Annotated in this window: 17 protein-coding genes and 3 tRNA genes; 13 read left to right on the top strand and 7 right to left on the bottom strand. The window is 72.0% G+C overall.

What is annotated here, in order from left to right; all coding sequences use genetic code 11:
* Positions 1–29: 29 nt before the first annotated feature.
* Positions 30–485: a DUF6220 domain-containing protein gene (locus tag ETU37_RS01485; RefSeq protein WP_129985105.1), complete on the bottom strand. Its 456-nt coding sequence runs from the start codon at positions 483–485 to the stop codon at positions 30–32.
* A 175-nt stretch (positions 486–660) separates the two neighbouring features.
* On the opposite strand from ETU37_RS01485, the gene folP reads away from it, so the two are divergent.
* Both folP and ETU37_RS01475 read left to right on the top strand, forming a co-directional pair.
* Positions 661–1,521, top strand: a complete 861-nt coding sequence (folP, locus tag ETU37_RS01480; RefSeq protein ID WP_129985104.1) for a dihydropteroate synthase — start codon at positions 661–663, stop codon at positions 1,519–1,521.
* Positions 1,518–2,186: a class III extradiol ring-cleavage dioxygenase family protein gene (locus ETU37_RS01475; protein WP_129985103.1), complete on the top strand. Its 669-nt coding sequence runs from the start codon at positions 1,518–1,520 to the stop codon at positions 2,184–2,186. The genes folP and ETU37_RS01475 overlap by 4 nt, the downstream gene beginning before the upstream one ends.
* Here the strand turns inward: ETU37_RS01475 and ETU37_RS01470 are convergent.
* Positions 2,183–2,962, bottom strand: a complete 780-nt coding sequence (locus ETU37_RS01470) for a thioesterase family protein (RefSeq protein WP_129985102.1) — start codon at positions 2,960–2,962, stop codon at positions 2,183–2,185. The two genes, ETU37_RS01475 and ETU37_RS01470, sit on opposite strands and share 4 nt — an antisense overlap.
* Before the next feature lie 53 nt (positions 2,963–3,015).
* Here ETU37_RS01470 and ETU37_RS01465 point away from each other — a divergent pair.
* The 6 genes from ETU37_RS01465 (at position 3,016) to ETU37_RS01440 (ending at position 5,387) form a co-directional block, all read left to right on the top strand.
* Positions 3,016–3,088, top strand: a tRNA-Thr gene (locus tag ETU37_RS01465).
* A 49-nt stretch (positions 3,089–3,137) separates the two neighbouring features.
* A tRNA-Met gene (locus ETU37_RS01460) sits at positions 3,138–3,214 on the top strand.
* A gap of 42 nt (positions 3,215–3,256) precedes the next feature.
* Positions 3,257–3,427: a 50S ribosomal protein L33 gene (gene rpmG, locus ETU37_RS01455; protein ID WP_129985101.1), complete on the top strand. Its 171-nt coding sequence runs from the start codon at positions 3,257–3,259 to the stop codon at positions 3,425–3,427.
* A gap of 100 nt (positions 3,428–3,527) precedes the next feature.
* Positions 3,528–3,962, top strand: coding sequence for an FAS1-like dehydratase domain-containing protein (locus ETU37_RS01450; RefSeq protein ID WP_129985100.1), 435 nt, complete (start codon positions 3,528–3,530; stop codon positions 3,960–3,962).
* A complete protein-coding gene (locus tag ETU37_RS01445) occupies positions 3,962–4,357 on the top strand; it encodes a MaoC/PaaZ C-terminal domain-containing protein (protein WP_129985099.1) in 396 nt (131 codons plus the stop codon). Before ETU37_RS01450 ends, ETU37_RS01445 begins: the two co-directional genes overlap by 1 nt.
* 1 nt (position 4,358) lies before the next feature.
* Entirely contained in the window at positions 4,359–5,387 is a 1,029-nt protein-coding gene (locus ETU37_RS01440) for a UDP-N-acetylmuramate dehydrogenase (protein WP_129985098.1), read from the top strand.
* Positions 5,388–5,393: 6 nt separating this feature from the next.
* On the opposite strand, the gene ETU37_RS01435 is transcribed toward ETU37_RS01440, so the two are convergent.
* The 3 genes from ETU37_RS01435 to ETU37_RS01425 are packed head-to-tail and all read right to left on the bottom strand — an operon-like array spanning position 5,394 to position 8,226.
* Positions 5,394–5,960: a DUF4190 domain-containing protein gene (locus ETU37_RS01435; RefSeq protein WP_129985097.1), complete on the bottom strand. Its 567-nt coding sequence runs from the start codon at positions 5,958–5,960 to the stop codon at positions 5,394–5,396.
* Positions 5,957–6,994 carry an adenosine deaminase gene (locus tag ETU37_RS01430; protein WP_129985096.1) on the bottom strand — a complete coding sequence of 346 codons (1,038 nt, stop codon included), beginning with the start codon at positions 6,992–6,994 and terminating at the stop codon, positions 5,957–5,959. Before ETU37_RS01430 ends, ETU37_RS01435 begins: the two co-directional genes overlap by 4 nt.
* 5 nt (positions 6,995–6,999) lie before the next feature.
* Positions 7,000–8,226, bottom strand: coding sequence for a pyridoxal phosphate-dependent aminotransferase (locus ETU37_RS01425; RefSeq protein ID WP_129985095.1), 1,227 nt, complete (start codon positions 8,224–8,226; stop codon positions 7,000–7,002).
* A gap of 213 nt (positions 8,227–8,439) precedes the next feature.
* Here ETU37_RS01425 and ETU37_RS01420 point away from each other — a divergent pair.
* The 5 genes from ETU37_RS01420 (at position 8,440) to rplA (ending at position 11,148) form a co-directional block, all read left to right on the top strand.
* Positions 8,440–8,512, top strand: a tRNA-Trp gene (locus ETU37_RS01420).
* A gap of 83 nt (positions 8,513–8,595) precedes the next feature.
* Entirely contained in the window at positions 8,596–8,814 is a 219-nt protein-coding gene (gene secE, locus ETU37_RS01415) for a preprotein translocase subunit SecE (RefSeq protein ID WP_165372352.1), read from the top strand.
* Positions 8,815–8,875: 61 nt separating this feature from the next.
* The gene (gene nusG, locus ETU37_RS01410; protein WP_420819090.1) at positions 8,876–9,811 is read left to right on the top strand and encodes a transcription termination/antitermination protein NusG; all 936 of its coding nucleotides are present in this window, start codon (positions 8,876–8,878) and stop codon (positions 9,809–9,811) included.
* Between the two features lie 89 nt (positions 9,812–9,900).
* Entirely contained in the window at positions 9,901–10,329 is a 429-nt protein-coding gene (rplK, locus tag ETU37_RS01405; protein WP_129985093.1) for a 50S ribosomal protein L11, read from the top strand.
* A 105-nt stretch (positions 10,330–10,434) separates the two neighbouring features.
* Positions 10,435–11,148, top strand: a complete 714-nt coding sequence (rplA, locus tag ETU37_RS01400) for a 50S ribosomal protein L1 (RefSeq protein ID WP_129985092.1) — start codon at positions 10,435–10,437, stop codon at positions 11,146–11,148.
* A gap of 64 nt (positions 11,149–11,212) precedes the next feature.
* On the opposite strand, the gene ETU37_RS01395 is transcribed toward rplA, so the two are convergent.
* Positions 11,213–12,646, bottom strand: coding sequence for a pectate lyase family protein (locus ETU37_RS01395; RefSeq protein ID WP_129985091.1), 1,434 nt, complete (start codon positions 12,644–12,646; stop codon positions 11,213–11,215).
* 125 nt (positions 12,647–12,771) lie between these two features.
* The coding region (locus ETU37_RS23005) for an HNH endonuclease signature motif containing protein (protein WP_165372350.1) at positions 12,772–13,390 on the bottom strand (619 nt) is incomplete at its 5' end.

Here is a 13,390-nt window from a genome sequence, read left to right as displayed (position 1 = left end):
CGTTTCGCTCTCGTGTGCTGCGCGAGCGGTCAGACCGTCGCGGCGGTGCGCGGTGCCGCCATCGAGTCCGCCTTGGCGGCCGCGCGACCGCTGAACAGGGCGGCGGCGAACAGCACGAGCGCGTTCACGCCGTGCAGCATGCCGATGTAGGCGTTCTCGTGACCGAACAGGCCGAGCGCGACCTGCAGCACGACGAGCCCGAGCACGACGGCCGCGTTGCGGACGCCACCGGGCACCTTCGCGAAGAACGACACGACCAGCAGCGCGACGGCGACCAGCGGGATCAGCATCATCCCGTTCATGCCGTGGATCATGAACCCGAGCGCCCCGGTGAAGGTGGGCTCGCTCTCCATCGTCGCGGCGTCGAGCACGCCGCCCTCCTCGACCCAGATGCCCAGCCCGGCGACGGCGAAGACCATGGCGGCGGACTGCACCACGACCAGGGCCGCGATGAGGTAGGCGAGGACCTTGTAAGCAGACTTCATGTGATGCCTCCGAAAGATGTACGGCCGGGACAGGGTGAGTCCGGACGTGTTCCTGCGGTGGCCCCCGATGACCCCGTGACTGAAAATATGCACTGTCGGCCCGGCTTTGTCCTCCTCATTTGGGACTAGTCCCTCGTGTCCCGCGCGCCGTGGACCCGCCGGTACTGTCGCGGGCGTGCTCAAGCTCGGACGCGGCGAGTTCGACGACACCGCCCTCCTCGTGATGGCGATCGTCAACCGCACCCGCGACTCCTTCTACGACAACGGCGCCACCTGGGAGGAGGAGCGCGCCCTCGACCGGGTACGCCAGGTCGTCGCCGAGGGCGCCGACCTCGTCGACATCGGCGGCGTGAAGGCCGGCCCGGGAGAGGTGGTCGACGCCGCGGAGGAGATCCGCCGCACGGCGCCGTTCGTGGCGAAGGTCCGCGCGGAGTTCCCGGACCTGGTGGTCAGCGTGGACACCTGGCGGGCCGACGTGGCCGAGGAGGTCGTCGCCGCCGGCGCCGACGTGCTCAACGACGCGTGGGGAGGGCACGACCCGCGGCTGGCGGAGGTGGCGGCCGCGACCGGCACCGCGATCGTCTGCACCCACACCAACGGCGCGGTCCCGCGCACGCCGCCGCACCGTCCGTCGTACGACGACGTGGTGGCGAGCGCCATCCACGACACCGTCGCGCTAGCCGAGCGCGCGCTGTCCCTGGGCGTCGACCGGCGCAGCATCCTCATCGACCCGGCGCACGACTTCGACAAGAACACCTGGCACTCGCTCGAGCTGACTCGCCGCCTGGACGAGATGGCCGCGACCGGCTGGCCCGTGCTGGTGTCCCTGTCCAACAAGGACTTCGTGGGGGAGACGCTCGACCGGCCCGTCGGCGAGCGCGTCGTCGGCACCCTCGCCGCGACGGCGGTCAGCGCGTGGCACGGCGCCCAGGTGTACCGGGTGCACGAGGTCGCCGAGACCCGCCAGGTGCTCGACATGGTCGCCTCGATCAAGGGCGACCGGCCGCCCGCCCGCGTCGTGCGAGGCCTGGCATGACGATCTCCACCGCCGTCGTCGTCCCGCACCCGCCGCTGCTGCTGCGCGAGCTCGGCGGGATCGCCGACCCCGTGGCCGACCTGCGCGCCGCCTGCTCCGCCGCGCTGTCCGCCGCCCTCGCGACGGCCCCCGACGGTGTCGTCGTGGTCGGCCCGGCCGAGCCCGGCTTCGACGAGGGCGCACCCGTCGACGTCCGCCGCTTCGGTACGACGTCCGCCCGCACCGGCCCCGGGCTGCCCCAGGCGCTGGGCGTCGGCCGCCGCCTGCTGGACGAGGCCGGCTGGACCGGTCCGGCCGCGCTGCGCGCCCTGCCGCCCGACGCCGCCGACGCCGACCTGGCCGGGCTGGCCGACGAGCTCGCCGCACGGCCCGGTCGCGAGGTGCTGCTGCTGATGGCCGAGGGCAGCGCGCGCCGCCTCGACAAGGGCCCCGGCATGCTCGACGAGCGGGCGTTCGGCTTCGACGACGCCGTGCTGCGCGCGCTGCGCGAGGGGGACGCGACCGCCCTCACGGCTCTCGACGTCGACCTGGCCCGGGAGCTGATGGTCGAGGGCCGCGGGTCGTTCCGCCTGCTCGCCCGGCTCGGCCACCCGGCCCGCACCGAGGTGTCGCACGCCGACGACCCCTACGGCGTGCTCTACGCCGTCGCCACCTGGACCTACTAGGAGCGCCGCGCCACGACGAGCAGCGCCTGGGCGCTGCGCGCGACCAGCCCGAGCTCGTCGTGCACCGACGACGTGGCCAGGCCGACCGACCCGGTGCCGAGCGTCGTGGTCGCGTCCAGGCAGACCCAGTCGCCCACCGGCGGCCGCAGCACGTGCACGGTGAGCTCGGTGTTGAGGAAGCCCCAGTCGGCCGGGTCCAGGCACGCCGACGCCCCGGACGCCGAGTCCACGCAGGCCAGCAGCCGCTGCAGCGGGCTGATCGGCTCGCCGGCGACCAGCTCGGACGGCGGGCGCATCCACACCACACCGGGACCGGGCTCGCCGACCGACCCGACGATCCACCGCCACTCGACGGCGTCGAGGTAGCCGCCCGACCAGCTCGCCGGCCGCGGCTTCTCCTCGCCGTCGGCCGGGCCGTGCGGCAGCGGGACGACCTTGCCCGGCCCGTCCTCGGTGGCCGGGAACAGCCACGCGGCCGCGCGGGCCACCGGCCGGTCCCGCTGCTCGTCGTACAGCGTGGCCTCGACCAGCGACACCGACCGGCCCGGCCGGACCTCCGTCGCGGAGACCCGCAGCGGTCCGACGGGCACCGGCCCGAGCAGCTCGATCGTGACCCGGCCCACGGTCCGCGAGCCGTCCGGGACCAGCCCCTCGATCGCCCGGCCGAGCAGCGCCGCGGGCGGTCCGCCGTGCTGGCTGTCGGGGCCCCACGGGCCCGCCGTCGACGGCTGGGAGAGGAAGCGGTCGGGGCCGTCCTGGAGGTAGAAAGCGGTCACCGGTGACACGATTTCATGTTCCCCGTGAGGCCTGTGTATTCTCTTCCGGCGTTGCCCCTTTAGCTCAGTCGGCAGAGCGTCTCCATGGTAAGGAGAAGGTCTACGGTTCGATTCCGTAAAGGGGCTCTGGGTAGGAAGTCGCGTGAGCCGAGGCCTGCGCGGTGCCCGTCCCTGTGGCGGGGTAGCTCAGGTGGTTAGAGCACACGGCTCATAATCGTGGTGTCGCGGGTTCGAGTCCCGCCCCCGCTACCAACAGAGACATCAGCAGCAGTCGATCCGAAGAAGAGGCACACCGTGGCCAGCAAGAGCTCAGACGTTCGCCCCAAGATCACCTTGGCCTGCACGGAGTGCAAGGAACGCAACTACATCACCAAGAAGAACCGCCGCAACGACCCGGACCGCATGGAGCTGAGCAAGTTCTGCCCGCGCTGCCGCAAGCACACCGCGCACCGCGAGACCCGCTGAGTCGTCGGTCACACCGACCACCGCACCGTCGAGGAGCGGCATCCCTTCGGGGGTGCCGCTCCTTCGCGTTGCGGCGGGTGCCCCCGATAACGTGGTCGCCATGCCAGTCGACCCCACGCTCGCCGGCCGGACCTTCCCGCCGACGGCTGCCTACACCGTGACCGAGGAGCGGGTCCGCGAGTTCGCGGCCGCCACCGGTTCGTCGTACGACGGAGGGGCGGCGCCGGCGACGTTCCCGATCGTCGTCGCGTTCGGCGCGATGACCGGGCTGATGGAGGACCCCGAGGTCGGTATCGCGCTGCACCGGGTGGTGCACGGGGAGCAGCGGTTCAGCTACACCCGGCCCGTCGTGGTCGGTGACGAGCTGACCGCCGAGCTGACCGTCGACACCCTCCGCCAGATCGGCGGCGCCGACATCATCGGCACCCGCAGCGAGATCACCGACGCCGACGGCAAGCCCGTGTGCACGGCGTTCGCGACGCTGGTGCACCGCGGCCCCTCCGACGACAACGACGACACCGGGGGCGAGGCCTGATGCAGACCGGCGACGTCCTGCCCGAGCAGGCCTACACCGTCACCCGCGCCGACCTGGTCCGCTACGCCGGCGCCAGCGGCGACCGCAACCCGATCCACTGGTCCCAGCGCGTGGCCACCTCCGTCGGCCTGCCCGGCGTGATCGCGCACGGGATGTACACCATGGCGCTCGCCGCCCGCGCCCTCGACACCTGGGCCGGCGGCACCGGCAAGGTGCGCGAGCTGTCCTGCAAGTTCACCAAGCCCGTCGTCGTCCCCGACGACGACGAGGGCGTGGTCGTGCGCGTCAACGGCACGGTCAAGCAGGTCACCGACGCGGGCGTGCAGGTCGCGCTCGAGGTCACCTGCGGCGACGACAAGGTGCTGGGGGCACCGAAGGCCGTCCTGGAAGCCTGACGTGCCCGAGCTGAAGGACCACACCACCCTGCGGCTGGGCGGCCCGGCCCGCGACTGGGTCACCGCCACCACCGGGGACGCGCTCGTCGAGGCGGTCCGCACCGCCGACGAGGCCGGCACCCCGGTGCTGGTGCTCGCCGGCGGCAGCAACCTCGTCGTGGCCGACGAGGGCTTCGACGGCACCGTCGTCGAGGTCGCGAGCCGCGGCATCTCCGTCGCCGGTGACACCTGCGGCGGCGCGTTCGTCACCGTGCAGGCCGGCGAGGTCTGGGACGACGTCGTCGCCCGCGCCGTCGAGGACCGCTGGATCGGCGTCGAGGCGCTCTCCGGCATCCCCGGCTCGACCGGTGCGACGCCCATCCAGAACGTCGGCGCGTATGGACAGGAGGTCGCCGACACGGTCGCGTCCGTGCGCTGCTGGGACCGGGTGGCGTCGGCCTACAAGACGTTCTTCGCGGCCGACTGCGGCTTCGGGTACCGCACCAGCCGGTTCAAGCAGGACCCCGGCCGGTACGTCGTCCTCGAGGTCACCTTCCAGCTCCCGCTCGGCGACCTCGGGGCCCCGGTGCGCTACGCCGAGCTCGCCCGCACCCTCGGCGTCGAGCCGGGCGGACGAGCGCCGGCGCGCGACGTCCGCGAGGCCGTGCTCGGCCTGCGCCGCGGCAAGGGCATGGTGCTCGACGCCGACGACCACGACACCTGGAGCGCCGGCTCGTTCTTCACCAACCCGTTCGTCGACCCGGCCGACCTGCCGGAGGGGGCCCCCGCGTGGGAGCAGCCGGACGGCACCGTCAAGACCGGCGCCGCCTGGCTGATCGAGCACGCCGGGTTCGGCAAGGGCTACGGCAACGACCGGGTCTCGCTGTCGACCAAGCACACGCTGGCGCTGACCAACCGGGGCGACGCCGCGACCGCCGACCTGCTCGCCCTCGCCGGCGAGGTGCAGCGGGGTGTGCTCGCGAGGTTCGGGGTCTGGCTGGTCAACGAGCCGGTGCTGGTCGGGTGCGACCTGCCCGTGCCGTCTGCCTGATCGACGTCAGGCCCGGACGCCGCTCTCGGAGAAGCTGCCGCTCGGCATCGCGACCGCGAACAGCAGGACCGCGATGAACGCCAAGATGCCCAGGACCAGCAGGATCGTGGCGATCACGCCCATGACGTAGCCGGCCATGGCCATCCCGCGACCGCCGTACCGCTGCGGCTCGCGGTCGATGTCACGCACCGCGCCGCGGCCGAACACCCACGCCCACGGACCGACCACCAGCGGCAGGCCGCAGGTCAGGCCGCCCACGATCGCGACCAGGCCGAGCACGAGAGCCGTGGTCGCGCGCGGGTGGTCGGCGGGCCGGTACGGCGGCTGCCCGTAGCCCTGCTGCGCGTAGCCCTGCGGCGGCGGGCCGTACGGCTGCTGCGGCGGGTACTGGTAGCCCGACGACGGCGGCGGCTGCTGGCCCGGGGGCGGGCCCTGCGGGCCCTGCGCCTGCTGCTCCCAGTAACCGAGCGGCTGGGTGGGGTCCGGCTGCTGGCCCGGCGGACCCGGCTGGCCCGGCTGACCCGGCTCGCCCGGCTGGGGCTCGGGCTGCTCGTCGCCCGGAGGTGTCGTCATACGGGTGATTCTGCCAACCACGCGTCCACGTCGCGCAGCACCTCGGCCTTCAGGCCGTCCGGCGCCCGCGACGCGCGCACCGACATCCGCGCCAGCTCGGCCAGCGTGCAGTCGTCGAGGTCGTGGGCGGCCCGCATGGTGGCGTACTGCCCGGCAAGCCGCGACCCGAACAGCAGCGGGTCGTCGGCGCCCAGCGCGACGGTCGCGCCCGCCTCCAGCAGGCTGGGCAGCGGCACCGAGGTCAGGTCGCTGTAGACGCCCAGCGCCACGTTGGACACCGGGCACACCTCCAGGGGTACGCCGCTCGCCACGACGCGGTCGAGCAGGGCCGGGTCCTCCGCGACCCGCACGCCGTGGCCGAGCCGGTCGGCGCCCAGGGCGTCGAGGCAGGTCCGCACGTGCTCGGGCCCGAGCAGCTCGCCGCCGTGCGGCGCCAGCATCAGGCCGGCACGCTCGGCGATCCGGAAGGCCGGCGCGAACTCCGTGGTCGTGCCGCGGCGCTCGTCGTTGGAGAGGCCGAAGCCCACCACGCCGCGGCCGACGTACTGCGCCGCGAGCCGGGCCAGCGTGCGCGCGTCGAGCGGGTGCCGGGTGCGGTTCGCCGCGATCACCACGGCCATGCCCAGCCCGGTGCGGGCCGAGGCGTCGCGCACCGCGTCGAGCACCAGGTCGGTGAAGGCGGTGATGCCCCCGAAGCGCGCGGCGTAGCCGCTGGGGTCCACCTGGATCTCCAGCCAGCGCCCGCCGTCGGCGACGTCGTCCTCGGCGGCCTCGCGCACCAGCCGGCGCACGTCGTCCTCGGTGCGCAGCACGGACCGCGCGACGTCGTACAGCCTCTGGAAGCGGAACCAGCCCTTCTCGTCGGCCGCCGACAGCTGCGGCGGCCAGTCCTCGACCAGGGCGTCGGGCAGCAGGATGCCGTCGCGCTCGGCCAGCTCGAGCAGCGTGCCGTGCCGCATCGAACCGGTGAAGTGCAGGTGCAGGTGCGCCTTGGGTAGCGTGGCGACCGGGCGGCCGCCTCCCGAGTCCCCCACGCGGGTCAGGCGAACAGCTTCTGGAGCCGGGTGATCCCCTCGACCAGGTCCTCGTCGCCGAGCGCGTAGGAGAAGCGCAGGTAGCCCGGCGCCCCGAACGCCTCACCCGGCACCGCGGCCACCTCGGCCTTGTCGAGCATCAGCTCGGCGAGCTCGGCCGACGTCGTCGGGGTGACCCCGTCGAAGGTTCGGCCCAGCAGCCCCTTCACCGACGGGAAGGCGTAGAACGCGCCCTTGGGCTCCGGGCAGACCACGCCGTCGATCTCGTTGAGCATCGACACGATCGTGCGGCGGCGCCGGTCGAACGCCTCCTTCATCGTCCCCACGGCGGCCAGGTCGCCCGACACCGCGGCGATCGCGGCCCGCTGGGCGACGTTGGTGACGTTGGACGTCGCGTGCGACTGGAGGTTGGTCGCCGCCTTGACGACGTCCTGCGGGGCGATCACCCAGCCGACGCGCCAGCCGGTCATGGCGTAGGTCTTGGCGACGCCGTTGACCACGACGCAGGTGTCCGCGAGCTCGGGCACGACGACCGGCAGCGACGGCGCCTCGGCACCGTCGTAGGTGAGGTGCTCGTAGATCTCGTCGGTGAGCACCCACAGGTCGTTGTCGAGGGCCCAGCGCCCGATGGCCTCGGTCTCGGCGCGGTCGTAGACGGCGCCGGTCGGGTTCGACGGCGAGTTGAACAGCAGCACCTTGGTCCGGTCGGTGCGCGCCTCCTCGAGCTGGTCGACGGTGACCTTGTAGTCCTGGGTCTCGTCGGCGAGCACCTCGACCGGCACGCCGCCGGCGAGGCGGATCGCCTCCGGGTAGGTGGTCCAGTACGGCGCCGGCAGGATCACCTCGTCGCCCGGGTCGAGCAGGGTGGCGAAGGCCTCGTAGATGGCCTGCTTGCCGCCGTTGGTCACCAGCACCTGGGCCGGCTCGACGGCGTACCCGGTGTCGCGCAGCGTCTTCTCCGCGATCGCCTTCTTGAGCTCGGGGAGCCCTCCGGCGGGGGTGTAGCGGTGGTTCGCGGGGACCCGGCAGGCCTCGACGGCGGCCTCGACGATGTAGTCCGGCGTCGGGAAGTCCGGCTCGCCGGCGCCGAAGCCGACCACCGGCCGCCCGGCCGCCTTGAGCGCCTTGGCCTTCGAGTCGACCGCCAGCGTGGCGGACTCTGCGATACCGCCGACCCGGGCGGAGATCCGGCGGCTGGTGGCGGGGCGTGCGGCGTCGGTCGATGCGCTCATGCGCCTATCGTTCCACTCGGGCCGTCGCGGCGGCACCCGGGTTCTGGCCCGTGGTCGCCGGGCCGGATCGCTCGGTTCGACTTCCCTTCGGCCTTCCCCGTACACTTCACCGTTGGTGGATCTCACCCTTGACTGTCATGCCCACGATCCGCGGAAGCGCACCCTGCCGGCGCGCCACGCGGCGGGGCTGAGGGCACGGATGAGGACCCCTGTAGGGCACTAGCTCAACTGGCAGAGCATCGGTCTCCAAAACCGAAGGTTGGGGGTTCAAGTCCCTCGTGCCCTGCGAGGAGCGGAGTCGGAGACGACCCGACCTGTGGTCGAGTGGAAGTCGAGTGGAGAGGCAGAGCAGTGGCGGACAGCCGTTCGGTGTCGACGTCTGGCGGCAGCCAGTCGCGCGACAGGCGCACCAGCCCTGCCACCTTCTACCGGCAGGTCGTGGCCGAGCTCCGCAAGGTCGTCTGGCCGACGCAGGAGCAGCTGGTCACGTACTTCATCGTGGTCCTGGTCTTCGTGGCCGTGGTCATGACGGTCGTGTCCCTGCTCGACCTGGGCTTCGGAAAGCTGATCTTCGCCGTCTTCGGCTGATCCGCAGGCCGGGTCCCGGCCGCCGGGCAACCCGCAGTTCTTCAACAGTGAAGGTGAATGGATAACCGTGTCGCAGTCGTACGACGAGCAGCCGACCGCCGAGTCCGCCGAGTCCGTCGACGCCGCTGAGGGCGTCGAGGAGCCCGCGGCCGTCGAGGTCGACGAGGCTGCCACCGACGAGCTCGACGCCTCGCCGGCCGACGAGGCCACCGAGGTTCTCGGCGACGACGCCGACGAGCTCAGCGACGGCCCGGCCGAGGACGCCGAGACCGCCGAGTCCGACGCGGCGGACGAGATCGCCGCCGAGGTCGACGAGGCCGCCGACGCCGCTGACGAGATCGACGCCGCCGATGAGATCGACGCGCCGGCCGCCGACCCGCTCGAGGAGTTCCGCGAGTCGCTGCGCTCCAAGCCCGGCGACTGGTTCGTGGTCCACACCTACTCCGGCATGGAGAACCGGGTGAAGGCCAACCTCGAGAACCGCATCACCTCCCTCAACATGGAGGACTACATCCACGAGGTGATCGTCCCGACCGAGGAGGTCGCGGAGATCAAGAACGGCCAGCGCAAGCTGGTCAAGCGCACCGTGCTCCCCGGCTACGTCCTGGTCCGGATGGACCTCACCGACGAGTCCTGGTCGGCCGTGCGCCACACCCCGTCGGTGACGGGCTTCGTCGGCCACAGCCACCAGCCGGTGCCGCTGAGCCTCGACGAGGTCGAGAGCATGCTCGCCCCGGCCATCGCGGCCGAGGTCGAGGCCGCGGCTGCCGAGCAGGGCGGTGCCCCGGCCGGCGGCACCACCGCGACCAAGAAGAAGGTCGAGGTCGCCGACTTCGACGTGTCCGACTCGGTCATGGTGGTCGACGGCCCGTTCGCCACGCTGCACGCGACGATCACCGAGATCAACGCCGAGTCCCAGAGGGTCAAGGCCCTCGTCGAGATCTTCGGCCGGGAGACCCCGGTCGAGCTGAGCTTCAACCAGATCCAGAAGGTCTGAGGCTCGGGTCCTCGCCCGCGAGGACCCGCTGGCACGACGTGGCAGGGGGCTAGCCCCCGTCAGGACCACACGAGAGAAAGAGAAAAGCAATGCCTCCCAAGAAGAAGATCGCAGCGCTCGTCAAGGTGCAGCTGCAGGCCGGGGCGGCCACTCCTGCTCCGCCGGTGGGTACCGCGCTCGGTCCCCACGGCGTGAACATCATGGAGTTCTGCAAGGCCTACAACGCGCAGACCGAGGCCATGCGGGGCAACGTCATCCCCGTCGAGATCACCATCTACGAGGACCGCTCGTTCACCTTCATCACGAAGACGCCGCCGGCGGCTGAGCTGATCAAGAAGGCGGCCGGTCTCGCGAAGGGCTCGGGCGTCCCGCACAAGGACAAGGTCGGCAAGCTGACCAAGGACCAGGTGCGCGAGATCGCGACGACGAAGCTCCCCGACCTCAACGCCAACGACATCGACGCCGCGATGAAGATCGTGGAGGGCACCGCCCGGTCGATGGGCGTCACCACGGAGTAGTCCCTCGGTGGTCGACCCTGTCGACCACCGACGTACTCCGACGCAACTGTGGAAGGACCGCGCTGGTCCGCACCACACCTGGAACACAAGCAAAGGAACCAGACCATGCAGCGCAGCAAGACCTACCGCGCCGCGTCCGAGCAGTTCGACAAGGACGCGCTGTACTCCCCGCTCGAGGCCATCAAGCTGGCCAAGGCGGGCAGCAAGAAGAAGTTCGACGAGACCGTCGACGTCGCCATGCGCCTGGGTGTCGACCCGCGCAAGGCCGACCAGATGGTCCGCGGCACCGTCAACCTCCCGCACGGCACCGGCAAGACCGCCCGGGTCCTCGTGTTCGCCAACGCCGACAAGGCTGACGCCGCCCGCGAGGCCGGCGCCGACATCGTCGGTGGCGACGAGCTCATCGACAAGGTGAGCGGTGGCTGGCTCGACTTCGACGCCGTCGTCGCGACCCCCGACATGATGGGCAAGGTCGGCCGCCTCGGCCGCGTGCTCGGCCCCCGCGGCCTCATGCCGAACCCGAAGACCGGCACCGTCACCCCCGACGTGGCCAAGGCCGTCACCGACATCAAGGGCGGCAAGATCGAGTTCCGCGTCGACCGGCACGCCAACCTGCACTTCATCATCGGCAAGGCGTCGTTCTCCGAGGCCCAGCTGGCCGAGAACTACGCCGCGGCGCTCGAGGAGGTGCTCCGGCTCAAGCCGGCCAGCTCCAAGGGCCGCTACCTGAAGAAGGTCACGATGTCGACGACCATGGGCCCCGGTGTCCAGGTCGACCCGAACAAGACCCGCAACGTCGCGGTCGAGGACGAGGACTGACCCTCGCTTCCCCCCGCAGCGCCGAAGGCCCCCTCCTGTTGGAGGGGGCCTTCGTCGTACCTGCTCACCGCGCCGGGGGCTGCGGCAGGTCCGCGTCCTGCGGGGCGACCGACCTGACGAGAGCGTTGGCGTACTCCTCGACGTTGGTGTAGCCGTCACCGTCGACGTCCCCTCCGCTGTCGTTGCGCTGGGCCGACAGCCCGGCGTTCGCCTCCCAGGTGTCGGGCATGCCGTCCCGGTCCTGGTCGGGACGCGGCTTCCCGGCCGGCAGCGACGGCCACCCGCCGACGTCGGAGGGGTCGTCGACCATCCGGCCCCGGCCCTGGCGCACGTCCTCGATGACCTGCGCGTCGACCGAGTCCAGGTAGGGGACCCGCGCGCCGGCGTGGGCCAGGACCTCGTCGTACGCCTGCTCGGCCCGGACCGTCGTGATGGTCGGGAGCCCGGGTGGGGCGGTGTCCACGATCAGGTTGCGGTCCTCCGGGGTGACCAGGTCACGCTGCGAGCCGATGGTCCGGCTGTGCGGACCGACGTTGCCTTCCAGGTGGATGCTCCACGTGTCCTGGGGCCCCTCGGGGTAGCCGTCGATCTCGTACCGGTCGGGGTCGCTGTCCGGCCCCGCGATGAAGTAGTTGCCCACGATGTCGACGTGCGGGGACCCGTGCGCGTTCGAGGTCTGCAGCGCCGAGTCGACGTAGTTGAACACGACGTTGTTGACGACCTGGACCTTCCCCGGGGCGCTGATCTGCGGGTTGCGGGCGGTGTTGTCGGCGAACAGGTTGTGGTGGACGCTCATGTTGCGCGTCGCGTCGCCGCTGACCAGCAGGCCCTTGCTGTGCTCGCCCTCGGGATGGGTGGCGTACCGGAGCCCCTCGGCGATGATGTTCCAGGAGAACGTGATGTCGCGGGCGTCGTCCCAGGTGCTCACGTTCTCGTCGACCGCCCAGCTGAACGAGTTGTGGTCGATGACAATGTCGTGGCTGCCCTGCTCCCAGATGTTGAGCCCGTCGAGGTTCTCGCCGGACACGCCGTCCGGTGCACCCGCGCGGAAGCGGAGGAACCTGATCACCACGTCGTGGGTGCGCACGTCCACCAGTCCGCTCACGTTGCCGGGCCCCGCCCGGAGCGTGATCCCGCCTCCGGGAGCGGTCTGGCCGGCGACGGTGACGTACGGGTCGTCGACGATGATCTGCGAGCTCACGTCGATCGTGCCGGACACGGCGAAGACCACGAACCGCCGGCCGGGGGACTCGAGGGCCCGCCGCAGGCTCCCGGGCCCGGAGTCGTCGAGGTTCGAGACCGTGACCACGCGTCCGCCCCGCCCGCCCGGCGTCGCGCAGCCGTAGCCCTCGGCACCGGGGAACGCGGGGAGGTGGCCGCCGCACGAGGGCACGTGCCCGTGCGCCCCGCCACTGGTGGCCGTGTTGATCGCGAGGCCGAAGGCGCTGAGAGCGACGACAGCCGAGACCAGCCGGCGCCACCCTGCTCGCGTCGGCATCCCGGAGTTGCTCCCCACCGAGCTACGCACCAACCAACAGAACTACGGGCGCGCGGCGGCGAGCATCGGACGGACGGCGTAGAAGAAGTGAGCAGATCGGCAGGGGTCGTGCCGGACCACGGTCGCTACGGGTCGGGAACGAGCAGGAGGTGTCCGCCTGCGGGTCGGCCGGGACCAGCGCGATCATCGGGACTCGCGGGTCCGGTGACGTCGATCGTGCCGGTGCGGTCGCGGAGGAAGCTGAGTCCGTGCGGGCTGGTCCACAGGTAGCTGCCGCGCTCGAGGGCCTCGTAGCGCCAGGCGGTGTGGGTCTTGAGGCGGTGGTGTCGGCGGCAGAGGCGGGCGATGTTGCAGGAGCAGGTGGGGCCGCCCTCGGCATGGGGCTGGACGTGGTCGCAGTCGGCCGACCGCGCGGGTCGCGAGCACCACGGGAAGACGCAGGTGCCGTCGACGTGGGTGGCTTGCTCGGCGAGCCGGTCGGGGGTCTCGTAGGCGGTGCCGGACAGGTGCTCGGCCAGGTCGAGCACCGGCCGGACGGTGATGGTGGTGCCGGGGGTGCCGCACCAGGTGCGGACCTGGTCGGCGTCGACGAAGGAACGGGTGTTGTCCACCCGCGCGAGATGGGTGCCTGGCTGGTCGGTGATCGCGTCCGGCGTGACGTGGACGTTGAGCACGACCTCGCGGCCGTGACCGTTCATGGGCTTGGCCAGGTCGAGGGTCGGGTCGGTGCCGCGGGCGAGCTCG

It is taken from the genome of Nocardioides iriomotensis, assembly GCF_004168035.1.
Lineage (GTDB): Bacteria > Actinomycetota > Actinomycetes > Propionibacteriales > Nocardioidaceae > Nocardioides_B > Nocardioides_B iriomotensis.
Note: the sequence above shows the minus strand (reverse complement) of the source record. Positions and strands in the feature narration are given on the sequence as shown.

Excerpts from the sequence above, each read along its gene's own strand:
- ETU37_RS01425 (WP_129985095.1), bottom strand. The coding sequence starts at position 8,226 with ATGAGCGCATCGACCGACGCCGCACGCCCCGCCACCAGCCGCCGGATC.
- ETU37_RS01450 (WP_129985100.1), top strand. The coding sequence starts at position 3,528 with ATGCCAGTCGACCCCACGCTCGCCGGCCGGACCTTCCCGCCGACGGCT.
- ETU37_RS01445 (WP_129985099.1), top strand. The coding sequence starts at position 3,962 with ATGCAGACCGGCGACGTCCTGCCCGAGCAGGCCTACACCGTCACCCGC.
- ETU37_RS01395 (WP_129985091.1), bottom strand. The coding sequence starts at position 12,646 with ATGCCGACGCGAGCAGGGTGGCGCCGGCTGGTCTCGGCTGTCGTCGCT.
- rplA (WP_129985092.1), top strand. The coding sequence starts at position 10,435 with ATGCAGCGCAGCAAGACCTACCGCGCCGCGTCCGAGCAGTTCGACAAG.
- ETU37_RS01485 (WP_129985105.1), bottom strand. The coding sequence starts at position 485 with ATGAAGTCTGCTTACAAGGTCCTCGCCTACCTCATCGCGGCCCTGGTC.
- ETU37_RS01435 (WP_129985097.1), bottom strand. The coding sequence starts at position 5,960 with ATGACGACACCTCCGGGCGACGAGCAGCCCGAGCCCCAGCCGGGCGAG.
- ETU37_RS01475 (WP_129985103.1), top strand. The coding sequence starts at position 1,518 with ATGACGATCTCCACCGCCGTCGTCGTCCCGCACCCGCCGCTGCTGCTG.
- rplK (WP_129985093.1), top strand. The coding sequence starts at position 9,901 with ATGCCTCCCAAGAAGAAGATCGCAGCGCTCGTCAAGGTGCAGCTGCAG.